Source organism: Deltaproteobacteria bacterium GWC2_65_14, assembly GCA_001797615.1.
GTDB lineage: Bacteria > Desulfobacterota > Deferrimicrobia > Deferrimicrobiales > Deferrimicrobiaceae > GWC2-65-14.
Genome location: MGPV01000062.1, coordinates 17,042 through 41,846, shown reverse-complemented (window position 1 = coordinate 41,846; position 24,805 = coordinate 17,042). Strand labels below are relative to the sequence as shown.

General features: G+C 66.8%; 24 protein-coding genes, 1 tRNA gene and 1 other RNA gene. 6 read left to right on the top strand and 20 right to left on the bottom strand.

Going from position 1 to position 24,805, the window contains the following annotated elements:
• Positions 1–217: 217 nt before the first annotated feature.
• From A2X88_09610 to A2X88_09580, 7 genes are all read right to left on the bottom strand, one after another.
• Positions 218–2,494, bottom strand: coding sequence for a pyruvate synthase (locus A2X88_09610; GenBank protein ID OGP33094.1), 2,277 nt, complete (start codon positions 2,492–2,494; stop codon positions 218–220).
• A 23-nt stretch (positions 2,495–2,517) separates the two neighbouring features.
• Positions 2,518–3,549: a hypothetical protein gene (locus A2X88_09605; protein OGP33093.1), complete on the bottom strand. Its 1,032-nt coding sequence runs from the start codon at positions 3,547–3,549 to the stop codon at positions 2,518–2,520.
• A gap of 131 nt (positions 3,550–3,680) precedes the next feature.
• Entirely contained in the window at positions 3,681–4,280 is a 600-nt protein-coding gene (locus A2X88_09600; protein OGP33092.1) for a recombination protein RecR, read from the bottom strand.
• Between the two features lie 6 nt (positions 4,281–4,286).
• The gene (locus A2X88_09595) at positions 4,287–4,598 is read right to left on the bottom strand and encodes a nucleoid-associated protein, YbaB/EbfC family (protein ID OGP33091.1); all 312 of its coding nucleotides are present in this window, start codon (positions 4,596–4,598) and stop codon (positions 4,287–4,289) included.
• A complete protein-coding gene (locus A2X88_09590) occupies positions 4,595–6,349 on the bottom strand; it encodes a DNA polymerase III, subunit gamma and tau (GenBank protein ID OGP33090.1) in 1,755 nt (584 codons plus the stop codon). The genes A2X88_09595 and A2X88_09590 overlap by 4 nt, the downstream gene beginning before the upstream one ends.
• A gap of 45 nt (positions 6,350–6,394) precedes the next feature.
• Positions 6,395–6,494: signal recognition particle sRNA small type (gene ffs / locus A2X88_09585), an RNA gene on the bottom strand.
• Between the two features lie 36 nt (positions 6,495–6,530).
• Positions 6,531–6,623, bottom strand: a tRNA-Ser gene (locus A2X88_09580).
• Between the two features lie 162 nt (positions 6,624–6,785).
• Here A2X88_09580 and A2X88_09575 point away from each other — a divergent pair.
• Positions 6,786–8,228 carry a cardiolipin synthase gene (locus A2X88_09575; GenBank protein ID OGP33089.1) on the top strand — a complete coding sequence of 481 codons (1,443 nt, stop codon included), beginning with the start codon at positions 6,786–6,788 and terminating at the stop codon, positions 8,226–8,228.
• Here A2X88_09575 and A2X88_09570 read toward each other — a convergent pair.
• Complete coding sequence (locus tag A2X88_09570) at positions 8,220–9,344, bottom strand: hypothetical protein (GenBank protein OGP33088.1); 1,125 nt, start codon at positions 9,342–9,344, stop codon at positions 8,220–8,222. The genes A2X88_09575 and A2X88_09570 overlap by 9 nt on opposite strands.
• Here A2X88_09570 and A2X88_09565 point away from each other — a divergent pair.
• Positions 9,306–9,656: a hypothetical protein gene (locus tag A2X88_09565; protein OGP33087.1), complete on the top strand. Its 351-nt coding sequence runs from the start codon at positions 9,306–9,308 to the stop codon at positions 9,654–9,656. The two genes, A2X88_09570 and A2X88_09565, sit on opposite strands and share 39 nt — an antisense overlap.
• Here the strand turns inward: A2X88_09565 and A2X88_09560 are convergent.
• The 5 genes from A2X88_09560 to A2X88_09540 are packed head-to-tail and all read right to left on the bottom strand — an operon-like array spanning position 9,628 to position 12,443.
• Complete coding sequence (locus A2X88_09560; protein ID OGP33122.1) at positions 9,628–10,059, bottom strand: tRNA-specific adenosine deaminase; 432 nt, start codon at positions 10,057–10,059, stop codon at positions 9,628–9,630. The two genes, A2X88_09565 and A2X88_09560, sit on opposite strands and share 29 nt — an antisense overlap.
• Before the next feature lie 13 nt (positions 10,060–10,072).
• Positions 10,073–10,681 (bottom strand): hypothetical protein, encoded by a 609-nt coding sequence (locus tag A2X88_09555; protein ID OGP33086.1) that lies wholly within the window; start codon positions 10,679–10,681, stop codon positions 10,073–10,075.
• A gap of 4 nt (positions 10,682–10,685) precedes the next feature.
• Entirely contained in the window at positions 10,686–11,258 is a 573-nt protein-coding gene (locus A2X88_09550; protein OGP33085.1) for a hypothetical protein, read from the bottom strand.
• 47 nt (positions 11,259–11,305) lie between these two features.
• Complete coding sequence (locus tag A2X88_09545) at positions 11,306–11,881, bottom strand: hypothetical protein (GenBank protein OGP33084.1); 576 nt, start codon at positions 11,879–11,881, stop codon at positions 11,306–11,308.
• Positions 11,882–11,909: 28 nt separating this feature from the next.
• Entirely contained in the window at positions 11,910–12,443 is a 534-nt protein-coding gene (locus A2X88_09540; GenBank protein OGP33083.1) for a hypothetical protein, read from the bottom strand.
• A gap of 35 nt (positions 12,444–12,478) precedes the next feature.
• Between A2X88_09540 and A2X88_09535 the strand changes: the two genes are divergently transcribed.
• Complete coding sequence (locus tag A2X88_09535; GenBank protein OGP33121.1) at positions 12,479–13,042, top strand: GTP cyclohydrolase I FolE; 564 nt, start codon at positions 12,479–12,481, stop codon at positions 13,040–13,042.
• Between the two features lie 18 nt (positions 13,043–13,060).
• On the opposite strand, the gene A2X88_09530 is transcribed toward A2X88_09535, so the two are convergent.
• The 6 genes from A2X88_09530 to A2X88_09505 form a co-directional block, all read right to left on the bottom strand.
• Positions 13,061–14,179 (bottom strand): NADH-dependent flavin oxidoreductase, encoded by a 1,119-nt coding sequence (locus A2X88_09530; GenBank protein ID OGP33082.1) that lies wholly within the window; start codon positions 14,177–14,179, stop codon positions 13,061–13,063.
• Positions 14,180–14,303: 124 nt separating this feature from the next.
• The gene (locus tag A2X88_09525) at positions 14,304–14,687 is read right to left on the bottom strand and encodes a hypothetical protein (GenBank protein OGP33081.1); all 384 of its coding nucleotides are present in this window, start codon (positions 14,685–14,687) and stop codon (positions 14,304–14,306) included.
• A 15-nt stretch (positions 14,688–14,702) separates the two neighbouring features.
• Complete coding sequence (locus A2X88_09520; protein OGP33080.1) at positions 14,703–14,894, bottom strand: sulfurtransferase; 192 nt, start codon at positions 14,892–14,894, stop codon at positions 14,703–14,705.
• Between the two features lie 93 nt (positions 14,895–14,987).
• On the bottom strand, positions 14,988–16,286 hold the full coding sequence (locus A2X88_09515; protein ID OGP33079.1) for an O-acetylhomoserine aminocarboxypropyltransferase: 1,299 nt from the start codon (positions 16,284–16,286) through the stop codon (positions 14,988–14,990).
• Positions 16,287–16,744: 458 nt separating this feature from the next.
• Positions 16,745–17,923, bottom strand: a complete 1,179-nt coding sequence (locus A2X88_09510; GenBank protein ID OGP33078.1) for an acetyl-CoA acetyltransferase — start codon at positions 17,921–17,923, stop codon at positions 16,745–16,747.
• Between the two features lie 47 nt (positions 17,924–17,970).
• The gene (locus A2X88_09505; protein OGP33077.1) at positions 17,971–20,379 is read right to left on the bottom strand and encodes a 3-hydroxyacyl-CoA dehydrogenase; all 2,409 of its coding nucleotides are present in this window, start codon (positions 20,377–20,379) and stop codon (positions 17,971–17,973) included.
• 183 nt (positions 20,380–20,562) lie between these two features.
• Between A2X88_09505 and A2X88_09500 the strand changes: the two genes are divergently transcribed.
• Positions 20,563–21,717: a hypothetical protein gene (locus A2X88_09500; GenBank protein ID OGP33120.1), complete on the top strand. Its 1,155-nt coding sequence runs from the start codon at positions 20,563–20,565 to the stop codon at positions 21,715–21,717.
• A 260-nt stretch (positions 21,718–21,977) separates the two neighbouring features.
• Here A2X88_09500 and A2X88_09495 read toward each other — a convergent pair whose 3' ends face one another.
• Complete coding sequence (locus A2X88_09495; protein OGP33076.1) at positions 21,978–22,484, bottom strand: hypothetical protein; 507 nt, start codon at positions 22,482–22,484, stop codon at positions 21,978–21,980.
• A 253-nt stretch (positions 22,485–22,737) separates the two neighbouring features.
• Between A2X88_09495 and A2X88_09490 the strand changes: the two genes are divergently transcribed.
• Both A2X88_09490 and A2X88_09485 read left to right on the top strand, forming a co-directional pair.
• The gene (locus tag A2X88_09490; protein ID OGP33119.1) at positions 22,738–24,135 is read left to right on the top strand and encodes a hypothetical protein; all 1,398 of its coding nucleotides are present in this window, start codon (positions 22,738–22,740) and stop codon (positions 24,133–24,135) included.
• Entirely contained in the window at positions 24,132–24,746 is a 615-nt protein-coding gene (locus A2X88_09485) for a hypothetical protein (protein OGP33075.1), read from the top strand. The genes A2X88_09490 and A2X88_09485 overlap by 4 nt, the downstream gene beginning before the upstream one ends.
• The last annotated feature ends 59 nt before the right edge of the window (positions 24,747–24,805 follow it).

Genomic DNA, 24,805 nt, shown 5'->3' with positions numbered 1-24,805 from the left:
CGCCGGCAAGGGAAAGAACACAACGGGGGCCCCCTCGACGGGGATCTTGCCGGCTCCGCGCCGTCCCGCCAGGGCGCCCCCCCCTTCTTCTGCGCGCGGCCGCCGGTTCCTCCCGGGAAACAACCGGGCCCGGGGGGATCCGCCCCCGGGCCCGCATCGTGCGCCCCCGCCTTGCCGCGGGGGGAAGGAAGCCGCTTGTCCCTCCCCCGGCCCGGAATCAAAGCAGCGGGTTCTTGTGCATCTCCTTGAGGCGCACCCAGCGCCGGTCGACCTCGGCCTGGAAGGAGTCGAGCACCGGCTTGCACTCCGTCCGGAGCAGGTGCTTGGTCTTCCCCATCGTCTTGAGCCATTCGCCGACCGGGACCTTCTTCCCCTTCTCCTCCGGGTCGTAGTTGATCGTGGTGATCCCCCGCTCGATCTCGTAGAGCGGGAAGAAGCAGCAGTCCACCGACGCCTGGAGGATCGGCCAGGCCAGCTGGTCTTCGCACCGCCATGCCAGCGGACAGAAGGAGATGAGCTTGCCGAACACCAGCCCCTCCTCGGCATACTTCTGCGCCTTGACCGCCTTCCGGATCAGGTCCCTCGGGTTGCTCTCCGACGCCGTGAAGACGTAGGGGATGTGGGCGGCGTTGAAGATCTGCGCCGTGTCCTTGTGGTGCGTGCTCTTCCCGTGCTGGAACGGCCCGAAGTGCGACGTGGAGGTCGAGTGCCCCAGCGGCACGGTGAAGGAGAGTTGAGAGCCGGTGTTCTGGTACCCCTGGTTGTCGTACTCGATCAGGATGAACCGGTTGCCCCGCGCCGCCGCCCCCAGCGAGGGCCCGATCCCGATGTCGTGGCCGCCGTCGCCGGTTACCATGATGAAGGTGATCTTCTCGTCCTTCGGGATCTCGCCGCGCTTTTTACGCTCCTCGAACATCTCGGTGATCCCGGACATCGTCGCCGCGCCGTTCTGGAAGAGGTTGTGGACGTAGGTGATCTTGTGGGCGGTGTAGGGGTAGCCGGTGGTCACCACCATCCCGCAGCCGGTGTGGAAGAGGACCGTCACATGCCCCTCGATCCCCTTCAGGAAGGTGTCGAGGTTCGTGAAGATCCCGCAGCCGGGGCAGGCGCCGTGCCCTGGGCCGATCCGCTTCTCCTTCCCGGTCAGCGCCCGGACGTTGATCCCCCGGGGTTTCATCTTGCCGTCCTCGCCCGTCTCCACGCGGGTGAACCCGGAAACCGCGGCTTCGGAGACCGGGGCGTAGGCCATCGGAGGCACATACTTGCTCTCCCCGGCGGTGACCCCCAGGTAGTCGTAGGAGACCTTCACCTTGCCGGTCTTGGCGATCTCGAGCGCCTCGAGGAGCAGCGTCTCGGCATCCTCGACGAAGAACTCCTTCCCTCCGACCCCGTAGATCCGGCTGGCGACCTGCGTCCTGTTCCCCTTCACCCCCTGGAGGGCCGCCTTCACCTCGAGCGTCATCGCCCCGCCGTAGGCGCCGTAGTTGTCCTGCCGGTCGGCCACCACGAGCCCCTTGACCTTCGCGAGCGCCTCGCGGATCTCCTCGACCGGGAAGGGACGGATGACGTTCGGGCGGATCAGCCCGACCTTCTTCCCCTGCTTCCGGAGCGCATCCACCGCCTCCTTCGCGGTCTCCGCCGCGGAGTTGACGAGGAACAGGGCCGCCTCGGCGTCCGCCATCCGGTAGAGGTCGAGGATGCCGTATTTCCTTCCGGAGAGGGCCGCATACTCGGCGAAGATCTTCTTGATGACCTTGTGGGACCGGATCATCGCCTCGGACTGCTGCTTCTTGTTGTTGATGAGATCGGGGTCGTTCATGTACGGCCCGATGGTGACCGGCTTCCGCGGGTCGACCGAGGAGATGGTGGGCACAAAGGGGCCCAGAAAGTCCAGGATCGCCTCCGGGCTCTCGAAGACCTCGATCCGGCGCTTCTGGTGGGAGGTGAAGAACCCGTCGAAGGCCACCATCACCGGAAGCCGGACCGACATCTCCTCGCCGATCCGGGGGGCCATGATGTTCATGTCGTAGACCGCCTGGGCCTCCGAGGCCATCAGGACGATCCACCCGGTGTTCAACACCAGCATGATGTCGCTGTGGTCGCCCCGGATGTCGAGCGGCCCCGACACGGAGCGGGTGACGATGTTGAACACCATCGGCAGGCGGGTCCCGGACTGGACGGGGAGCTGCTCGAAGGCGAACAACAGCCCGTTCGCCGAGGTGGCGTTGAAGACCCGCCCCCCCGCGGTCGTGGCGCCGAAGCAGATCCCCGCCGCCCCGTGCTCGCCGTCCCCCGGGATCATCCGGATGGAGTGCTCCCCTTCCGCCTTCATCGCGTCGAGCGTCTCCGCGATCTCGGTGGAGGGGGTGATCGGGTAGTACCCCATGATGTGGTAGTTCACATGCTTGGCCGCCGTCGCCGCGACCTCGTTTCCGGTCTGGACGACAACGGTCTGCACCGGCCTCGCAGCCGCCTTCTTCACCGCTTGTGGCATCGTGTTCTCCCCTTGTCCCGCCGTTATGTCTTCGCTTTCACCATGCCCGGAAGCGGCACGGTGATCTTCTCCACGTCGTGGTCGGCCTCCTTGGCCGCCACCAGGGCGCCGAACTTGCAGACCTCGACGCACCGCATGCACCCCTTGCAGTACTGGTAGTCGATCCCCAGGAGCATCATCCCCTCCTTCTTGGTCTTGGGATCGGTGCCCTTCTCCCAGACGAAGCAGTAGTCCGGGCAGGAGAGGTCGCACTCGCCGCAGCGGGTGCACTTGTCCACGACGAAGAGCGGGATGATTCCCGTGCGGCTGGTGGAGAGGTCCTTGAAGCGCATGTTCCCCACGGAGTAGATCGCTCCGCCGATCGGGGCGTTCGCGTACCCGAGCTTCGGCGCCTCCCGCCGGAACGGGGTGGCCGGGTACTTCCGGTCCACCGGGATCTCCTCGAACCGGACCTCGTCGTGTCCGCGGCGCAGCGCCTCCAGGTTTCCCTTCATCAGGGCGGCGTACTTCTTCCCGAACGCCTCCACGACGGCCGCCTCGATGACCTTCATGTCGAGGAACCCGCTCGCCCGGGCGACCGCCCCGATCATCACCATGTTCACCCGGGACTGGGTGGCCAGGGCGATCTCCATCGCGTCCACCACGCCCACCTTGCCCCCCTCGAGCTTCAGGAAGTCACGCGCCTCGGAGGGGGTCCTGCGGGTGTTCAGAATCACGGTGGTCTTGCCAGGCACCGCCCCCGACGTCACCGGCACCGACTTGGCCAGCGCCTCGTGGAAGATCGCCAGCACGTGCGGCTCCTCGACCGGGCTGTTCACCCGGACCTGGTCGTTCGCCTCGCAGAGGCGGATGAACGCCTTGACCGGCGTCCCCTTCTTCTCCGACCCGTAGGAGGCGAATCCGGCGCCGTTCAGTCCCATCCCCAGGATGGCCGCTTCCGTCAAAATCTTCCCCGCGACGTTCGCCCCCAGCCCGCCGATGCTCTCCATCCGGATCTCGAAGAACCCGAGAGCGTTCTTCACCGGCAGCTTCACCGCCGTTTTCACATTGGCCATGGATTCCTACCTCTCTCCCGTGGGGTTTCCAATAAAGAATCCCTGCATGAATACCCTTCAGGGAAAAATACCGGGGTTCGTACCATACCGCCTTGATGCCGGTCAAGTCGTACGCACGGGGTCCGGACGTCTCACAGCATGTCCCTACGCCCCTTGATCGCCCTGCCCACGGTGATCTCGTCGGAATATTCGAGGTCCGACCCGACGGGCATGCCGTATGCAATGCGGGAAACGCGAACGTTGCGCGGCTTGATGACCGAGGCGAGGTAGGACGCGGTCGCCTCCCCCTCCGCCGTCAGGTTCGTGGCGAGGATGACTTCCCCGATCCCCCCCGCGGAAATCCTCTCCAGAAGCTCCCGGACCCGGAGATCCTCCGGCATCACCCCGTCGATCGGGGAAATGGCCCCCCCCAGGACGTGGTACCTGCCCCTGTATTCCCCGCTCTTCTCGATCGGGACCAGGCCCGTGGGATTCTCGACCACGCACAGGACGTCCTTGCGGCGCTCCGGGTCGGAGCAGATCGCGCAGGGGTCCTGGTCCGCGATGTTATGACACGTGGTGCATCGTAGCACAGCGTCCGAGATCCCGGCAATAGTCTCCCCCATCTCCCGGACCGCCTCCTTGGGCATCCGGAGCATGTGCAGGGCGATGCGGGTCGCGCTCTTCTCCCCGATCCCTGGGAGCCGGGTGAGCTGGGCGATCAGCCTGCGCAGCGGCTTGGGATAGGACATGGCGGGTCAGAACAGCCCCGGCAGGTTCATCCCGCCGGTGATCTTCGACATCTCCTCCGCGACCATCCGCTTCGACCGGGAGAGCGCCTCGTTCATCGCCCCGCGCACCAGGTCCTGGAGCAGCTCCAGCTCCTCCGGGGAGGCCACCTCCTTCTCGATCCGCACCGACACGACCTCCTGCCGGCCGTTCACGACCACGGACACCATCCCGCCTCCCGCCGAGGCCTCGACGGTTCTTCCGGCCAGCTCCTCCTGGAGCTTCGCGAGCCGTTCCTGCACCTGCTGCGCCTGCCGGAGGATCTCCTCCATCCCCTTCATTCCTCTTCCGCCTCCGTCTCTTCCGCCGCCGGCTCCTCCTCCCGCTCCGGCTCCTCCTCCCGCTCCGGCTCCTCCTCCTCCCGGACGGCGGGGTGCGGCCGCCGTTTGGGCGCCGCCCTGACCTCGAGCACCGTCGCCCCCTCGAACTCCCGGAGGACCTCCGCCAGCATCGGGTCCGAAAAGGCCTTTTTCTGCGGGTGCGGCGCCTCCGCTACCGGGTCAGCTTCCGGGCTTTTTTTTTCCCCGGAAACAACCAGCCGTATCGGGAGCTTTTTCCCCGCCTCCTCCTCCACCGCCTGGAGAAGAACCGCCCACTTGTCCTCCTCCCGGAGCCGGTCGAGCTGCATCTGGTGGGGGCAGGCGATCACCAGATCCCCCCCTTCGACCGTCCCCTGCATCTGGTTCAGCAGGGCGACGACGAGCGGCTTCTTCTTCGCCTCGAGGTTCTTCCGGATCGCCTGCCAGAGGTCCCCTCCCGGCCCGGGAGCGTCCTCCTTCGCCCTTCGGGCTTCGGAGGACGGATCCGGCCGCACGGGCCGCTTCTCGAAGGTCGGGCGCGCCCCTACCGCCTGCGCAGGGAGCACCGGACGGGATGCGGGAGCGGCCTCCGGAGAGGAAGGGGCCGCCGCCTCCCCCCCTTCCAGCCCTTCCACGGCCAGCAGCCCGGGGGCATTTACCAGGCGCAGCAGCAGCAGCTCGAACCCCAGGCGGGGGAATTCGGACCCGAGCACATCCTTCTCGGACCGGAAGGCGATGTCGAGCAGGAACATCCACTCCTCCCGGGAGCGAAGGGCGACCAGCTCCCGCATTCGGGCCAGCGACGAGGGGGAATGGCGATAGAGCAGTTCCTCCTTCCCGGTGAAGGAGAGGACCGCGGCGTCCCGGAGCATGTCCACCAGCGACAGGAAGAGGAATTTCAGGTCCGCGCCGCGGGTGAACAGCTCCCGGAATTTCCGGATCGCCTCCCCGGCGCCGTCCCGGACGACTGCGGATGCGAGGTCGATCGCCGCTTCGGGCCCGACGAGTCCGAGCATCTCCTCCACGAGGGATGCCGAGACGGCTCCGTCCCCCAGCACCGCAGCCTGCTCGAGGATCGACTGGCCGTCCCGCATCGATCCGAAGGCGTACCGCGCCATCAGTTGAAGCGCCTCTTCCTCGCAGTCGAGCGTTTCGGCGGCCGCCATCTCCCGGAGCCGTTCGGAGATCTCCTCCTCGGAGAGCATCCGGAAGTCGAACCGCTGGACCCGCGACAGGATCGTCTCGGGAATCCGGTTGGGCTCGGTGGTGGCGAAGACGAAGACGACGTGGGGCGGCGGCTCCTCCAGGAGCTTGAGCAGCCCGTTGAAGGCGGCTTTGGAAAGCATGTGGACTTCGTCGATGATGTAGATCTTGTACCGCATTCGCGCCGGCGCGTAGGCCGCGCCTTCCCGGAGCCTGCGGACGTCGTCGATCCCCGTGTGGGAGGCCCCGTCGATCTCCTGCACGTCGACCGCCGAGCCGGCGAGGAGCTCGATGCAGGAGGGGCAGGAGAGGCAGGGCGATGGCGTAGGCCCCTTCTCGCAGTTCAGGGCGCGGGCGAGGATCCTGGCGAAGGTCGTCTTCCCCACCCCGCGGGTGCCGGTGAACAGGTAGGCGTGGTGGATCCGGTCGAGGGAAATGGCGTTCGCCAGGGCGCGGGTGACATGCCCCTGCCCGACGACTTCCTGAAAGCTCTTCGGGCGCCACTTCCTCGCGAGCGCCTGGTATGCCATGTCCGCTCGTTTCCTCCCCCGCGGGGCCTCTCCCGGGGGTGGGCCGGCAGCCAGGGGTGCCTCCGGCACACGGAGTGTTGCGGCTACCGCTGCTTCCTTCCGGACCTGACGGGGTTCGCCGCCTTCCGTTGCGGAGGGCCTGGCTGCCGGCGCACCCCCGACAGGGGGACCGGTACATTTCTGGCGGAGGGGGTGGGATTCGAACCCACGTGGCGGCTCGCACCGCCAAGTCGATTTCGAGTCGACCCCGTTACGGCCACTTCGGTACCCCTCCGCGCGTAAGGGAGGTATTATAACGAAAACCCCGCGGGGCAGGAAGAAGAAACCCCGGCCATTCCTCCCCGTGACGGGGCCCGGCGCATGCGGGACGCACCGCCGCAACAGCCTGGAGGAAGGTGGGCGTCGCCGGCGCCGATCACCTCTTCGGAAGGGACCCATGTACGACGGTTGGCGGATCGCCGCGCTCGTCCTCTCGTCCCTGGGGTACCTCTTCGCCTTCCTCCTGATCCCCCGGATCATCATGGAGCGGCGTCAGCCCGCCGCGACGGTCGCCTGGGTCCTTTCCATCGCGCTCCTCCCGGTCGTGGGGGTTCCCCTCTACTATCTGGTCGGGGGGCGCCGGATCCGGAGACATATCCGGGCAAAGATCGACGCGGTAGGCTCCGGGGAGAGCTCCGTGGAAAATCGTGTCCGCCCGGAGAACCTCCCCCGCCAAGTCGCGACGACCTGCGGGCGGGTCCTTCTCGCGACGGGGGCGCCGCCGCCGGTGGACGGAAACCGGGTCGTCTTCGTCACCGGCGGGGAACAGGCCTACAGAACCCTCCTCGAGCAGATCGAGGAGGCGCGCGACCATATTCACGCGCAGTTCTTCATCCTCGATGTGGACGCGATCGGAAAGCGGTTCCTCCACGCCCTCGCGGCCCGCGCGCGAGCAGGGGTTCATGTCCGTCTTCTCCTCGACGCCGTGGGATCCTGGCGGGCCCTTCGGCGCCTCGTCCGACCGCTGCGGGAGGCCGGGGGGGAGGTGGCGGAGTTCCTCCCCGCCCTCCCGCTGCACCGGAAATGGTCCGCCCACCTCCGTAACCACCGGAAGCTGCTGATCGTCGACGGAAGGAGCGCCTTCGCCGGCGGGATGAACATCGGGAAGCGGTACATGGGCCCCCGGCCCGACCCGAAGCGGTGGCGGGACAGCGCGGTCATGATCCGGGGGGCCGCCGTGCGGGACCTGCAGGCCCTCTTCCTGGACGACTGGGCCTTCGCCACGGAGGAGACCGGACCGGCGGGACACCTCTTCCCATCCCTTCCCACCACCCCGGGAAACGCCGGACGGTCGGCCCCGATGCAGGTGGTCGCCTCGGGACCGGACCGCACCCTGCGCCCCATCTACCAGGGGCTGTTCACCGCCTTCGCCTCCGCGCGGGAGCGGATCTGGGTGGAGACCCCCTACTTCGTTCCGGACGACGCGATCGGGACCTCCCTGGAAAACGCGGCCCTGCGGGGGGTAGACGTGCGGCTCATCGTCCCGGAGCGGTCCGACCTGAAGATGGTCTGGCTCGCCGGGAGGTCCTATTACGACGACCTGATGCGGTCCGGCGTGAAGATCTACCTCTACACCCCGACGACCCTCCATGCGAAAGTGCTGGTCGTCGACGACGCGGTCGGCATGGTGGGGTCGTCGAACGTGGACATCCGGAGTTTTTTCCTGAACTTCGAGCTGGGGATTTTTCTCTACGGCCGCGAGGAGGTCGCGGCGCTGGCCGGTCAGTTCGAGCAGGATCTCGCGCAGTCGAGGCGGATCAATCCGGCCCGGTTCGCCAGGAGAAGCCGCCCGATCCGCCTGCTGGAGGACAGCTGCCGGATCTTCTCGCCGCTACTTTGAGTCCAGCACGCGGCGGACCGCCTGCAGCAGCTCCTTCGCCCGGAACGGCTTCCCGAGGAACCCGTTTCCCCCCATCTGGAGGATCTCGGAGGCGGCCCCCTCGATCCCGTGGCCGGTCGCGACCAGGACGGGGAGCCCCGGCCGCATTCCCCGCATCGTCAGGAACGCCTGCTTCCCCCCCATCCCCGGCATCTCGATGTCGAGCAGGACCAGCCCCACCTTCTTCCCCAGGTCGCGGAGGATCTCGCAGGCCTCTTCTCCGTTCCGCGCCGCAAGCACCCGGTACCCCGCGGAGAAAAGGACCGCCTCGGCGAGATCCCGCAACGCCGGCTCGTCGTCGACCACCAGGACCGTTTCCTTCACCCCGCGGACCGGCTTCTCCGGCGCGGGGGAATCCCCCTGCCGGATCCGCCAGCTGACCGGCAGGTAGAGGTTCATGGTCGTCCCGCGCCCCGGCTCGCTGTGCACCTCGATAAACCCCCCGTGGTTCTTCACGGCACCGTACACCATCGCGAGCCCCATTCCGGCGCCGGTGCCGGATCCCGGCTTCTTCGTGGTGAAGAAGGGCTCGAACAGCCTCATCCGGGTCTCGGGGGTCATCCCGACCCCCGTGTCCGAAACGGTGAGCCGGACGAACTCTCCCGTTCTGGCCCAGGGGTGGAGCGCCACGAACCCCTCCCCGATCCTCGCCGGGGCCGTCTCGATGACCAGGCTCCCCCCCTCGGGCATCGCGTCGCGGGCGTTCAGGCACAGGTTCAGCAGGGAGTGCTCGAGCTGCCCCAAGTCCCCCTCGGTGGTGGGGAGAGACTCCGCGAGCCGGGTCTCGATCACGATCGCCCGGTCGAAGGTCCTCTGGATGATCGGGAGGACCCGGGTCACCACGTCGTTCAGGGAGACCGGCTCGGCCCGGTACTTGCCGCCGCGCGCGAACCCGAGCAGCTTGCGGGTCAGGTCGGCCGCCCGTTCTGCGGACCGCTCGATCGTGGCCACGTGCCCGTAGAAGGGATGGTTCTCCTTCATCATGTTCTTCAAAAGCGAGGTGTACCCGATGATCGCCCCGAGCGTGTTGTTGAAGTCGTGGGCGATCCCCCCCGCGAGCGTCCCGATCGCCTGCATCTTCTGCGCCTGGTGCAGCTGCTCCAGGAGGATGCGGTTGGACTCCTCCTGTTCGCGGAATTCCTGCGCTATCCGGGAGACCCTCTCCTCCGCCCGCGCCAGCTTCGCGAGCGCCTCCTTCAGTTCCGCCCGGAGATCTTCCGGCGGCTCCGCCTTTCTGCCCGTTCGGGTCGTTCGATTCAGGGAAATTTCCTCCGGGTACGTTCGCCGAAGGGAAAATTGTACTACGGACGGGACGAACTTCGGGAAGAAAACGGCAAGGAGCGAACGAAGCCGCTTCCGGCTATCTCCTGGAGCGGAAGAACTCGGTGAGAAGCGCCGCGCATTCCTTCGCGAGAACGCCCGGGATCACGACGGCCCGATGGTTCAGCCGCTCGTCCGTCGGGATCCGGAACAGGGTCAGGACGGCCCCCGCCTTCGGGTCCACGGCGCCGAAGAGGATCTCCTTCACCCTCGCGTGGACGGCCGCCCCCGCGCACATCGGGCAGGGCTCGAGCGTCACCACCAGCCGGCAGCCGGACAGGCGATGGTTCCCGATCTTCTTCCCCGCCTTCCGAAGGGCGAGGATCTCGGCGTGGGCGGTGGGGTCGTTGGCGGAAATCGTCCGGTTGTGGTCCTTCGCGAGGATCTCGCCGGAGGGGCCGATCACCACGGCTCCCACCGGAACCTCCCCCGCCGCGGCCGCCTTCTCCGCCTCGAGCAGCGCCACGCGCATCCACCGTTCCCGGTCATTCATGGGGGGCCTCCTGGGACCCGCCGGGGACGCCGGCGGGGGGCTCTGAATAGAGGAACCGGTTCACGACGTTGCGCTCCCCGGGCGACAGCCTCGCGTAGAACGGCCAGTCCATCAGACGCCCGTCCCGTTCGGAGGGGGTGAGGTCCCTCAGTTCGGCGATCTTCCGGCGCAGCAGATGGCGCCTGGCGGGAGGCATCTCCTTCCAGCGCCGGACGAACCTCTCGATGACCCGCTTCTCCTCCGGCCGGGCCTGCCGGTAGATCTCCCTGCGCTCGTGCAGGAAGCGGCGCTCCCGGTCCGGGAGCTGCCGCAGGAGACGGCGCCGCTCGAGGATCCGCTCCCTCCGCTCGGGGGGGAGGCGCTTCCACCGCTGGTACCGCTCCCGGATCTTCTCCCGGTCCTCCGGCGGCATCGACCGCCAGCGCTCCAGCTTCTCCGGGGTGATCTCGCCCGCCCGGGCGTAGAGGAGCCCGCCCTGCCGGGACCGCTCGGGACGATCCCGCACGGTTCCGGCCGGATCCGCGGCGGCCGGGACCGCCGCCGCCGGCAGCAGGAGCGCGGCCAGGAACGGCACGATCCATCGGAGGCGGGAACGGCTCATCCGCTCACCCCTGCTTTTTCCCGTCGGGGAGGAACATCTCCATCTCGTCGATCCCGCCGGGCTCCTCGAAGGAGGCGGGGTCCTCGAGGATCTCGAGGTATGCCACGATCTCCCGCTCCTCCGCGGCCAGTTCCTCCCGTCCGGCGACCGCGGTTCCCTCCGGGGCCCGCGTTTCCCGGGCTGCCCGGGCCGGCGATTCCGGCTGGATTACCGCGACCTGGGGGGCCGAGCCCGGGGCCGCAGGCCCCCGGGGCGCCTCCCGCGACATCAGGAAAAACAGCCCCAGCGCGGCGGCCGCCAGCGGAAGCGCGGCCCACCGGAAGGAAAAGGCGAACAGGCTCCGCCGTTTCGGGAGGAGCTCCTCGGCTTCCATCCGGGAAAAGAGACGTTCCCGGAAATCGGGAGAGACATCGGTCCCGGTCCTTGCGATCGCCACGTCGAGGGCCCGCATCCGGCGCTCGCCCGCCTTGCACCCCGCGCATCCGGCAAGGTGCTCCTCGACCCGCCGGGAATCCCCGGCGGAGGCCTCCCCGTCCAGGCAGGCGCTCAGGAGCTCCTTCGCATCCCCGCAATCCATCGCATCTTCTCCCTCCCCCGGTGAAACCCGATTTTTTCCGGATCGTTTCACCCAAGGAGCGCGGAAATCTCCCCCAGGAGCATCTCCTTGGCCCGGAAGATCCTGCTTTTCACCGCCTGCACCGTAATCCCAAGAACGGTCGCCACTTCCTCGTACGACAGGCCGTCCCCCCGGTTGAGGACAAAGGCGGTCCGGTAGGTCTCCGGCAGCCTCTGGAGCGCCTCGATGAATTTTTCCCCGAGCTGCGCGCTCCAGGCCATCCGCTCCGGGTCCAGCTCCGCTGGCCCCTCGACCTGCAGCGACCCGGGAGTATCCTCCCCCCCCGGGCCGTCCAGGAGCGGCACCTTCTCCCCCGTCTCCTTCTCGTCCCGCAGAAAATTCAGCGTCGTCCGGCGGGCGATCGTGAACATCCAGGTCGTGAACTTCGCCGTCGCCCGGTAGGTGAAGGCCGCGCGGGCGATCCGGAGAAAGACCTCCTGGGCCGCCTCCTCCGCCCTCGCCCGGTCCCCGGTCATCCGGTAGCAGAACTGGATCACCCTCCGGTGATGCCGGGAGAACAGCTCCTCGAAGGCGTCCCGGCTCCCCTCCCGGTAGAGCTCCATCAGCTCCTCGTCCGTCCTCATCCGGCGGCCGGGGCCAGGGCCTCCCTCCTCAGAACGGCCAGAACCGCGCCTCCTCCCAGTACATCTGCCGCAACTGGTCGAACTGGCGCGTCAGCAGCTCCAGATGCTCCCGCTCCCAGGCGATCAGCCCGTCGAAGAGCTTCTCCGCCGCGGGATCCCCCTTCACCTTCTTCCTCAGCGAGGCGAACTGCGCGATCGACCGCTTTTCCAGCGTCATCCCGATGGAAAGCGCCGCCCCTTCTCCCTCGGCCCGTTTCCCCCGCGCCACGAAATCGGGGGTGAAGAGGGGACTGGTGAATTTCCGGATCGCCTTCTTCCCTGCGGCGGGGCGGACAAGCCGGGGAGACTTCCCCTCGGCCATCCTCCCCGCCTGCTCGAGGATCAGCTCGTAGTGGCGCTCCTCCTCCTGCCTGAGGAACTCGAACATCTGGCGGACCCCGTCGGTCCCGGCGCTTTTCGCCGCCATCCGGTAGAACTCCCGTCCGTCCACCTCGTTCTGCAGCGCCTGCTTCAGCCCTTCCGCGACGGCCCTGGACGGACCGCCCACCCGACCCTTTTTCATTCCGGAGATCCCTCCTCGTGCGATATGATACGTCCATTATGCAGGATCTGATCCGGAACCTTCTCGGAAAGATCGGGGAAGATCCCGAACGGGAGGGGCTCCGCCGGACCCCCGAGCGGTTCGAGCAGGCGATGAAATTCCTTACCTCGGGCTACCGGCAGGACCCGCGGGAGGTCCTCCTGCGGGCCATCTTCGACGAGACGTACGACGAGATGGTCACCGTCAAGGACATCGACCTCTTCTCGCTCTGCGAGCACCATCTCCTCCCCTTCTTCGGGAAGTGCCACGTGGCCTACATTCCAAGGAAGAAGATCGTCGGCCTCTCGAAGATCGCCCGGGTGGTCGAGCTCTACTCCCGCCGCCTCCAGCTCCAGGAGCGGCTCACCCAGGAGATCGCGACGGCGATCATGGACACCCTCCAGCCTCACGGCGTGGCGGTCGTGGTCGAGGCGTTCCACCTCTGCATGATGATGCGGGGGGTGGAGAAGCAGAACTCCAAGGCGGTGACCTCCGCGATGCTCGGCGTCTTCCGGACCCGGCAGTCGACACGGATGGAATTCATGGAGCTGATCAAGCCCGGCCTGACCATCCTCCGCTGACCCCTGCATCGCGCCGCATCACCCGTGCGGCGTCTCCCGGGCCTTTTTCTCCACGACGCAGTAAATCCCTCCTTCCGTCAACCCGGGCAGGAAGCAGCCGTTGCAGGAAATGCAGGTCGCTCTGCCGGTGTCCCCGGACCCCCACCGGCCCACGAGCCCCGGCTCCCGGATGAACGGCCTCGACATGGAGAGGAAGTCGGCATCCCCGGAGCGGAGGATCTCCTCGAGAAGCTTCGGGGAGCGCAAGCCCCCCACCAGCCCGACCGGGACCCCGGCCCGCTTCCGGATGGCGCGGGCAAACTCCCGGTGGTAGGCCTCCTTTCCGACGGTATCGATTTGGGTCCGCGCGGCCGATCTCTCCCCGGATCCGGGAGTCCCGCCGGACACCTCGATCGCGTCGATCCCCGCATCCGCGAGAATCCCCGCCGCCTCCACCGCCTCCCGGAGGGTGATCCCCCCGTCGAGAAAGTCGTCGCCGTTCTGCTTGATCCAGACCGGGTATTCTTTCCCGGTTGCCTCCCTCACGTCCCGGGTGACCTCGACGGCGAACCGGGTCCGGTTCGCGAGCGTTCCTCCGTATTCGTCCCCCCTCCGGTTCGTGAGCGGCGACAGGAACTGCCCGACGAGATATCCGTGGGCCCCGTGGAGCTGGACCCCGTCGAACCCCGCCTCCTTCGCGCGGGCCGCCGCGCGGGCGAACCCCGTCACGACCCGTGCGATCCCCTCCTTCGACAGCGCCTGCGGCTCCTCCTGGTAGTGCGGAAGCGCCACCGCGGAAGGAGCCACCGGGGGATGTCCGGACCAGCGGCGGGACGCCTGCCCGCCGGCGTGAACCAGCTGGGCGGCGATCCTTCCACCCCTGGCGTGCACCCGGGCGGTCAGCGCCTTCAGGGACGGCAGGAGCGAGTCGTCGTGCATCCCCATCTTTCCGGGGTTCTGCTTCCCCTCGGGGAGGACGAAGGCGTACCCGGTGAGAATCAGGCCGACCCCTCCCTCCGCGAGCGTTTCGTACAGGGAGACCAGCCGCTCCGTCGGAGCGCCGGTCTCGTCGCACATCCCTTCCCATGTGGCCGAGCGGACGATCCGGTTCCGCACCGGGATCCTTCCGACCGTGGCCTGTTCGAGCAATGACGGCATCGAAAATCTCCCCTCTGGAACTTCGTACCATCGTGTGCCATTCCGTGTCCGACCGTCAACAGCAACGCCCCCGGGATCTCTCCCGGGGGCGCTCGATGCCACCCGATCGGCGACGAGGAACCGGCTACTTCGCCGCCTCGTTCATGATCTCCCCGATGACCGTCTCCACCTCTTTCGCGATCACATCGAGGGAAGGCTCGCGGAACATCTTGAGGAGCACCGTGGGACGGAGGGTCTCCAGGACGATCTCCCTCCCCTCCTCGTAGATCGACACCCGGCAGGGAAGGGCGGCGGAGATCCGGATGTTGGTGTCCAGCACCTTTTTCGCCGCGTCGGGATTGCACACCTCGTAGATGTAGAGCCGGCGGTCGAACGCGAGCCCCTTGGAGTTCAGCGTCGCCTTCACGTTATGGATCCCCTGCACGCCGAACTTCCGCTCGGCGGCCGCCTCCTCGAACCGCTGGCGGACATCCCCCATCGATTTGCGGCTGCGCACGGTCATGAACATGCGGCACCTCCTCCTCTATCGCTCCGGGACCCCGACTTTTTTCAGGATCGTTTCCATGAGGCACCAGTTCGTCCACCCGGACTGGAACAGGTTGAGCCCTACGAACGCGGTGAACAGAAACCAGTACCGGCTCACATAGAGCCCCAGGAGCAGGCTCGCCAGGACGAAGGTTCCCGCGATCACCCGGATCCATCGTTCCACATTCATCGATTACCTCCCGCATGCGTTTCCCGCGGGAACCCGGAAATCCATTGTAGCCGAAAACCGGGGACCGGGAAAACCTTGGTCTCTGGTGTCTGCTCAGCTCTTCCGCAGCGCCTGGTCCAGGTCCTCCAGGATGTCGTCGATATGCTCCAGCCCCACCGACAGCCGGACGAAGTCTTCGGTCACCCCCGTCTCCAGCCGCTCCGCGGAGGTCAGCTGCGAGTGGGTGGTCGAGGCCGGGTGGATCACCAGGCTCTTCGCGTCGCCGATGTTCGCCAGATGGGAGAAGAGCTTCACCTGTTCGATGAACTTCTTCCCGGCCTCCATCCCCCCCTTGATGCCGAATCCCAGGATCGCTCCGTAGAGGCCCCGGTGGTGGTACTTCTTCGCGAGCCCGTGCTGCGGGTGGGAGGGAAGCCCGGGGTAGTTCACCCAGGTCACGTTCGGGTGCTTCAACAGGAACACCGCGACCGCCTGCGCGTTGGCGCTGTGCCGCTCCATCCGCAGGTGCAGCGTCTCCAGCCCCTGGAGGAAGAGGAAGGCGTTGAAGGGGGACATGGCGGGGCCCAGGTCGCGCAGCAGCTGCACCCGCGCCTTGAGGATGAAGGCGACGTTGCCCAGCCCCGGGAAGTTCCCGAAGACCTCCCAGTACTTCAGCCCGTGGTAGGAGGGATCCGGCTCCGTGAAGTGCGGGAAGTTCCCGTTCCCCCAGTCGAACTTCCCGGAGTCGACGAGGACCCCGCCGATCGAGGTGCCGTGCCCCCCGATGAACTTCGTCGTGGAGTGGATGATGACATCGGCCCCGTGGTCGAAGGGCCGGAACAGGAAGGGGGAGGGCATCGTGTTGTCTATCACAAGCGGGATCCCGGCCCCGTGGGCGATATCGGCGACCGCCCGCATGTCGAGAGTGTCCAGCTTGGGGTTTCCGATCGACTCCGCGAAGATCGCCTTCGTCTTCTTCGTGATCGCCTTCCGGAAATTCTCCGGGTTGGAGGGGTCGACGAACTTCACCCCGATCCCGAGCTTCGGGAAGGTGTAGTGGAAGAGGTTATAGGTTCCCCCGTACAGGGAGGCCGAGGAGAGGATCTCGTCCCCGGAGTGGGCGATGTTCAACAGCGCCACCGTCTCCGCCGCCTGGCCGGAGGCGACCGCCAGGGCGCCGCTTCCCCCCTCCAGCTGCGCGACCCTCTGCTCGAGCACGTCGGAGGTCGGGTTCATGATCCGGGTGTAGATGTTCCCGAACTCCGCGAGCCCGAAGAGGCGCGCCGCATGCGCCGTGTCGTTGAAGACGTAGGACGTGGTCTGATAGATCGGGACCGCCCGCGCGTTCGTCGTCGGGTCCGGCCTCTGCCCCCCGTGCAGGGCGATCGTTTCCGGCCTGTAGTTTCCCCCCATCGCCTGACTCCTTTCCCCCCTGGATTGGATCATTTAGCCTGCCCCGGAAAGGTCCCCCCATGCAACCGGTAATTTCCGGATCTTCCCCAAAAAAATGACGATAGATCTTATGGAGATTATAGTCTATCGAAAAACCTGTCAACCGGTTTGTCCCCGAAAAAATATATTCCCATCCAAACTTTTGCTTGACAGGAAACCGGGCGGGCCGTATCATCGTGTATACAGTATGCAGGAGGGAGTCCCCCTCTCCCTTCTGCAACCATCTCCTTCCTTCCCCTTCGCCTCAAGGCTTCGCCGTCCGGCCCCCCCGGCGGCGAAGCCGCGTCCGGATGCGCCTCGACACGAGCGAACCCGGAGACGGCTCCGCATCCTCGGAGCGGGCGCGACGCGGGCGGGCGAAGCGAAGCCCCCCTCCGAGGCGGCGGAGCCTATCCGAGCGCGCCCCGAAGAGGGAAACGCTACGGCCGCCCGAAGAGGCCGGCGGCGCCCATCCCGCCGCCGATGCACATCGTGACCAGCCCAAGCGCAGCGTCGCGCCGCTTCATCTCATGCAGGAGGGTGGCGGTGAGCTTCGCGCCGGTGCACCCCAGAGGGTGCCCCAGGGCGATCGCCCCCCCGTTCACGTTCACCCGGTCGGGATCCAGCCCCAGCTCCCGGATGACCGGAAGGGACTGCGCGGCGAAGGCCTCGTTCAGCTCGACCAGGTCGATCCGCGAGAGCTTGATCCGCAGGCGCTTCAGCAGCTTCGGCACCGCCTCGACCGGACCGATCCCCATGATCTCGGGGGGAACCCCGGCCACGGCGAACCCGAGGAAGCGGGCCATCGGTTCGACCCCCAGCCGCTTCAGGGCCCTCTCCGACACGACCACCGCGGCGGCCGCCCCGTCGCTCATCTGGGAGGAGTTCCCGGCGGTGACGGTCCCCTTCGGGTCGAAGGCCGGCTTGAGCTTCGCAAGCGCCTCGATCGTGGTGTCGGCCCGCGGCCCATCGTCCACCTGGAAGACGATCTCCCTCGGGACCGGCTTCTCGCCGTCCCGCGCGGAAAACACGGTCGTGGGGACCGGGACGATCTCCTCCTGGAACTTCCCCGCCCGGATCGCCGCCAGCGCCTTCATGTGGCTGTTGAAGGCGAACAGGTCCTGGTCCTCCCGGGTCACCTGGTACTTGACGGCCACCTGCTCGGCGGTGAGCCCCATCGGCATGAATACCTCGGGGCGATTCTCGACGATCTCGGGATTCAGGGAGGGCTTGTTCCCCCCCATCGGGACCATCGTCATCGACTCGGTCCCCCCCGCCACGATGATGTCGGCGAATCCGGCCATGATCCGCTCGGCCGCCATCGCGATCGCCTGGAGGCCCGAGGAGCAGAACCGGTTGATGGTCAGGGCCGGGACCGAGTCGGGAAATCCGGCCTTCAGCGCGCAGATCCGGGCGACGTTCATCCCCTGCTCCCCCTCGGGCATCGCGCACCCGAGGATGACGTCGTCCACCTGCCCCGGATCGAGGTTCTTGACCCGCTCGACCGCCGCGCGGACAGCGATCGTCCCCAGGTCGTCGGGACGGGTGTCCTTCAGGCTCCCCCGGTACGCCCTGCCGACGGCAGTCCGGACCGCGGAGACAATGTACGCTTTCGCCATCGGATTCCTCCTCGAAGGGAATCTCCCCTCCGTTCGACCGGCGCTTCCTAGTTCCGGAGGGGCTTCCCCTTCATCAGCATATATTGGATGCGGGCCTGGGTCTTTTCCTCTCCGCAGAGCGAGAGAAAGGCCTCCCGCTCCAGGTCGAGCAGATCCTGCTCGGAGAGACGCGTCCCCCGGGGCACGTCCCCTCCCGTCATCACGAAGGCGATCTTCCGGCCGATCCGTTCGTCGTACTCGCTGATATGCCCCGCCACTCGCATCGTGTAGAGCCCGTAAGCGAAATTCGCGTACTCGGCCCGCCCCGGAAGGGCGATGTCGGTCCGCGGCCGGGGCTGCTCGTACCCCTCCCGGTTCATGGCGAGCACCATGTTCTTCGCCTCCTGGATCAGGAAGTCGCGCTGTAGCGTGATCCGGTCCCCAGGGCGCAGGAATCCAAACTCCCGCGCCTCCTTCGCGGAGGTGGCCACCTTGGCCATTCCGACCGTCTCGAAGGCTTTCCGCAGGAAGGGAAAGGGGTCGGCGGCGACGCCGTCCGGAATCCCCTCGAGATGCCGGATCACCATCTCCTTGGTCCCCCCCCCGGCGGGGAGAAGCCCGACCCCCACCTCGACGAGCCCGATGTAGGTTTCCGCGGCGGCGCGCACCCGGTCGGCCCCCAGGCAGATCTCGCACCCTCCTCCCAGCGTCATCCCCGCCGGGGCGGCCACGACCGGCTTCCCGGAGTACCGGAGCCGCATGCAGGCGTTCTGGAACTCCCGGACCATCGTCTCGATGTTGTCGAAATTCCTGTTCTGCGCCTCGAGGAAGACGAGCATCAGGTTCGCCCCGACGCAGAAGTTCTCGGCATGGTTCGCGATCACCATCCCGGCGAACTCCTTCTCCGCGAGCGCCACCCCCTCGTTCATCATCGACACGATGTCGCCGTCGATCGCGTTCATCTTCGTGTGGAACTCCAGGCCGAGCACTCCCTCGCCGAGGTCGTAGAGGGTGGCCCCCGCGTTCCGTTTCACCACCCGGTTCCGGTCCCGGAGGGCCGGCAGGAAAAGGAGATCGGGCGAGACCGGGGCCGGGACGTAGGCGCCCTTCGCGAAATCGTACAACTCGAGGACCCCCTTCCGGCGACGGTAGAAGGAGCGGTTCCCCCCGGCCAGCATCTTCTCGACGTTTCCGGGAATTTTCTTCCCCTCCTGCTTCATCCGGGCCACCGACTCGGGAACGCCGATCGCGTCCCAGGTCTCGAAGGGGCCCAGCGTCCAGTTGAACCCCCATTTCATGGCGTTGTCGATGTTCATCACATCGTCGGAAATCTCCGGAATCCGGCTCGCGGAGTAGAGCAGGGTCTCCGAGAGGACCTTCCAGGCGTAGGCGGCCGCCTTGTCGTCGCCGTCGATCACTTTCCGGATCCGCGGCCCGACCTCCTCCTCCCCCTTGGCGGCGTCGAGCGACGGGAAGGAGATCTTCGCGGCCGGCCGGTAGTCGAGGGCCTTGTAGTCGAGGACGAACTTCTTTTTCGTCTCCCCCTTCCCCTCCATCTTGAAGAAGCCGCTTTTCGCCTTCCGTCCCAGCCAGCCCTTCTTCACCATCTCGGTCACGAAGGGGGGAGGGAGAAACCGCTCCCGCTGCGGGTCGTCCGGGAGATTCCGGTGGACGTTGTCGGCGACATGGAGCAGCGTGTCGATCCCGACCAGGTCCCCCGTGCCGAATGCGGCGGACTTGGGGCGACCCATCGCGGGCCCCAGGATCCGGTCCACCTCCTCGATGGTCAGGCCGTCCTCCACCATCGCGTGCATCGCGTACATCAGCCCGAAGATGCCGATCCGGTTCCCGATGAAGTTCGGCGTATCCTTCGCGTGGACGATCCCCTTCCCGAGCCTGCGCTCCCCGAACTCCGCGACGGCCTGCAGGATCTCCGGGTCCGTCTCCTCGCCGGGAACGATTTCGAGCAGCTTCATGTACCGGACCGGATTGAAGAAATGGGTCACCAGGAAGTGCCGCCGGAAGTCGTCGGAGCGACCCTGCGTCATCCGGGAAATGGCGATCCCGGAGGTGTTCGAGGTCACGATCGTTCCGGGCTTCCGGACCGCCTCGAGCCGCGTGTACAGGTCTCGTTTGATCTTCAGGTTCTCCGTGACCGCCTCGACGATCCAGTCGCACTCGGCCACCCGGGGAAGGTCGTCCTCCAGGTTCCCGATCGAGACGAGCCGGATGTCCTTCTGCGAATACAGGAGCGCGGGACGGCTCTTCCGGATCCCCTCGAGTCCCCCCGCGGCGAACCGGTTCCGGAACGCGGGATCCTTTTCCGTCACCCCCTTCTTCCTCTCCTCGTCGGAAAGGGTCGGCGGAACGATATCCAGCATCAGGCAGGGAATCCCGGCGTTCGCGAAGTGCGCGGCGATTCCCGAGCCCATGATGCCTGCTCCGAGCACGGCAACCCGACGGATATTCAGGACCATGACCCCCACCTCCCGGAAGAAAATGCGGTCGGAGCGAAAAAACTGAATAGCGATTCAGTATAGTACGAATATCGCAAAGGCGCCCCGCGTGTCAAGGGGGGCGGCTCTCCGGACCCGACCGGTCCTTCCCCCCGACCGCTCCTTCCCTTGCAGGCCCGTTCCCTTCTGGTGGACAATGTATGGATGAGGGGAATCTACGTGCACATCCCGTTCTGCGTGCGGAAATGCTCCTACTGCGACTTCTACTCGGTCCCGGCCTCCCCCCCGTGGCGGAGGGAATACCCGGGTCTTCTCGCGAGGGAGATGGATCTGCTCCTGGCGCGGTTCCCCGAAGAGGCGGCCGCCGTGTCCGACACCGTCTATTTCGGGGGCGGGACCCCCACGGTGCTCGGTCCGGAGGTTCTGTGCGGACTCCTGTCGGCCGTGCGGGAGCGCTTTTCGATCGCGGCCGGTGCGGAGGTGACGACGGAAGCGAACCCGGGCAGCGTATTTTCGGGGGACCTGAAGGCGCTGCGGGAGGGGGGGTTCAATCGGATCAGCATCGGCGCCCAGTCGTTCGCCCCCGCCACGCTCCGGACGCTCGGGCGGATCCACGGGGAGGAGGATGTCCGCCGGACATTTAGGAACGCCCGTTCCGCCGGTTTTCCGGCGGTCGGGATCGACCTCATCTTCGGGATCCCCGGCCAGACGGCCGCCTCCTGGCGGGAGGACCTGGAGCGGACGATTACGCTCTCACCCTCCCACGTCTCCGCCTACGCCCTCGCCCCCGAGCCGGGGACGCCGATCCACACGGCGATCGGGAGAGGGGAGCTCCGGATGCCTTCCGACGACGAGGCGGCGGAACTCTACGAGGCGGCGGGGACGCTCCTTTCCTCGGAGGGCCTCACCCGGTACGAGATCTCGAACTTCGCCCTTCCCGGGCAGGAATGCCGGCACAATCTCAAGTACTGGCGCCGCGACGGGTATCTCGGGTTCGGTCCTTCCGCGCACGGGCTGCTCTTTCCGCAGGACGAGGCCCCGTATGGCCTGCGGACGGCGAACCCGTCTTCCCTGGCCGAGTATGAGCCCCCCGTCCGGGAAGGACGCCCGGCCTGGTCGGAAACCGGCACCTGCACCCCCGAGGACGCCTGGAAGGAATCGCTGATCTTCGGGCTCCGGATGGCGGACGGGATCGACATCCGGCAGATCGAAAAAAGACTCGGCGCCCTGCCGGAGGCTCTGGGGGGCGCCGTGGAAGTGCTGGTCGCCTCGGGGATGCTGGAATCGGAGGGGGATCGATTGCGCCTGCCGGAGCGCCTCTTCTTCGTGTCGAACGAGGTCTTCGCGCGGCTGGCCTGAGTCCGGAAACCTCGTCCGAGCGCTCGAGCCAGGGTCCCGTGGAGGGCTGCGCCGCGTCGCGAGGGCGCCCGGAGACGGCTGCGCCGCCTCGGAGGGGGGCTTCACTCCGCCCGCCCTTCGCCCCCGGTTCATTCTTTTGATCTCCGCTCATCCCCCCGTCCTTCGGCTGGCTCCGCTCCTGTTTGCGCCCCGACGCGAGAGCGCCTGTGACCGCAGCACCCGCCGGCCGGGAACCCGCAGCGATGCGGTGGGGGGGCGCCCTATTTGCGTCCCTTTCCTCCTCGTTCCCGGCGCTCCTCCTTCCTCTCCCGCTTCTCCTCCTTCCACTCCTTCCATTCGCCCCGGCGCTCCCGCCGCTCCAGCACCCGCATCTCCCGGTGCTTCTTCAGCTGCCCGTAGGGGATCCTCTTGTGGGAGACATACACCCGCCGGTAGTCCCGGGGAAGCCGCACGATCTCGACCGGGACATACCGCTGCTCGACGATCACCCACGGGCCCTTGTATCCCTTCGCCCGGAACCATCTCCCCTCCTTCGGGGTCCACCAGAACCCCGCATGGAAGAGAAGGTCGCCCTCGATGTCGGGAGCGAAGTAGACCATGGTGTGCGGAACCACGATCATCTCGGGAGGCACCGCGACGACCACCGCCGGAAGCCCGATCCGGATGTTCACGTTCACCTCGGCGACCGCCGGAGCCGCGCAACACAGCGCCGTCAGCAGCACCGACAGACCCACCGCCGCATGCATTCCTTTCCGTATCCCGTTCATCCCGTTCCTCCCTGGTTTTCCGCGGCCTTGCCGCAATCTCCTGCAATCGTTTCCCGCCCGCCCCCCTTGGACGACCTTCGGGGAACTCTATTCATGCTCCGGACCGGACCCCCGACGCGCGGGGAGCCCATGTAGGCCATATCGCTTGAAACGAGAGATTCCTTTAGCTGGAGATTTCCCCCCTCCCACGAGAGGAAACCGAAAGACTGCAGTATCCGCGGCAGGCGAAACCTACTATAATAAACAACTTATGATGAAATCGTCCGATCCATCCCGGGACCCGGCAACTCAGGGTCGCCTGAAAGCAGGAATCCGGCTCAAGCTGGTCGGGTTTCTCCTGCCGGCCGCCTTCCTGCTCGTCATCGCCATGGCATGGGCGGTGACCCGGGTCTCCGAGGAGACGATCCGGTCGGACATGCTTCAGCGGGGGGTGTCCGTCTCCCGGGTCGTCGCGCTCTCGGCCGGGTACTCGATCCTCTCGGGAGACCGGCTCGCCATGGACAGCCTGGCCGCGGAGACCAAGAACAGCGCGCAGGACATCGAGTACGTGGCTATCCGGGACATGTCCGACTCCATCCTGGCGCACAACATCATCGTGGAGCGGGGAAAGCCCTTCTCTCCTCCCCTCCATGTCCAACGGATGGGAACGCTGCTGGAAACGCAGGTCGACGACGTCATCCGGTGGGGGCGAGACATGATCGAGTTCACCACCCCCATCTTCTTCGCCGGAAAGCGCATTGGGACCGTGTCGATGGCGATCTCCAAGGCGAGCCTGGTCGCCGCGCAGCGGGACATCCGGAAATCGGTCGCCGTCACCGCGCTGGTCTTCCTGATCCTCGCCCTGTTCGGAACCCTGTTGCTCTCCTCCCTCATCACCACCCCCGTGGAGAAACTCTCCTTCGGGGTCAACGAACTCGCCGGCGGCGTGGAGTTCCACCCGATTCCGGTGCGGGGCCAGGACGAGTTGGGGGAGCTGACCCGGAACTTCAACCGGATGGCGGAGACGATCCTCCGGCAGAAGGACCGCCTGAGCCGGTACGCGACGGAACTGGAAGAGGCCTATGTCGCCACGGTCCATGTGCTGGGGGCCTCCATCGACGCCCGGGATCCCTACACGATGGGGCACTCCACGCGGGTCTCCCACCTCGCCTGCGGGCTCGGGAAACGTCTCGGGTTCTCTCCGGAGGAAATCTCCCACCTGGGAAAGGCCTGCCTCTTCCACGACGTCGGGAAGATCCGGACGCCTGACGAGATCCTCCTCAAGGAGCAGAGGCTTTCCTCCCGCGAAATGGGCGTGATGCGGAGGCACCCCGAGGACGGCGCGGAGATCCTCCAGGTGGCTCCCTCCCTGCACCGCTACATCCCGGTGGTGAGGTACCATCACGAGTGGTATAACGGAAAAGGATATCCGGAGGGGATCCGGGATTCGCAGATCCCCATCCACGCGCAGGTCATCGCGATCGCCGACGCCTACGACGCGATGACGTCCTCCCGCCCGTACCGGAAGGCGCGGACGGCGGACGAGGCGGTCGGGGAGATCCTCCTGTTCCGGGGGACCCAGTTTTCCCCGAACTTGACCGACGTCTTCGTGCGGATGGTGACAAGGCATCCTCCGAAGGAAGACCATGAATGGAGGCAGATCCGCCTGTGAAAAAACTGTTGGCGCCTTTGGCCCTGGCGCTGCTGATCGCCGCATGCGGATTGCTCCCCCGGAAGGCGGTTGTTCCTCCGAAGGCCCCTCCCCCCGCGGCGGCTCCCACCGCTCCACCCCCCTCCGCCGGATCGATCGCGGACAATGCCTATGCGAACGGCGCGGCCGCCCTGGAGGAAGGCCGCCCGGGTCGTGCCCTCGATCTCTTTGCGGAGGCATGGAAGGAGGTCCCGGGCCATCCCGGGGTCGGACAGAACTTCGCGGGGGCTCTCGAGCGGCTCAAGAAACAGGGAGACGAAGCCGAGCAGCAGGGAAAACCGGAGGAGGCGGGGAGGGCCTGGTCCGCATCCCTTTCCTATCTCTCCCATCCGGCGGCCAAGGGAAAAGTCCTCCCCTTCACCCGGGCCGACCTACAGGGAAGCATCGACCGGCTGTCCAAAACCCTGATGGACAAGGGGCTCATGGAGTACCGGGAAGGCCGGTTCGAATCCGCCATTTCCTGGTGGCAGAAGATACTCGCCTACGATCCCTCCAATGAAGAGGCAGTGAAGTCTGTCCGGACCGCGACTACCCAGCTCGAGAATCTCAAGAAGATCCCCCCCAAGAAGTAGCCCCCCTCCGACTTGTCCTCCGTAGCAGCGTGAGCAGCGAAGGAGGAGGCGGCGGAGCC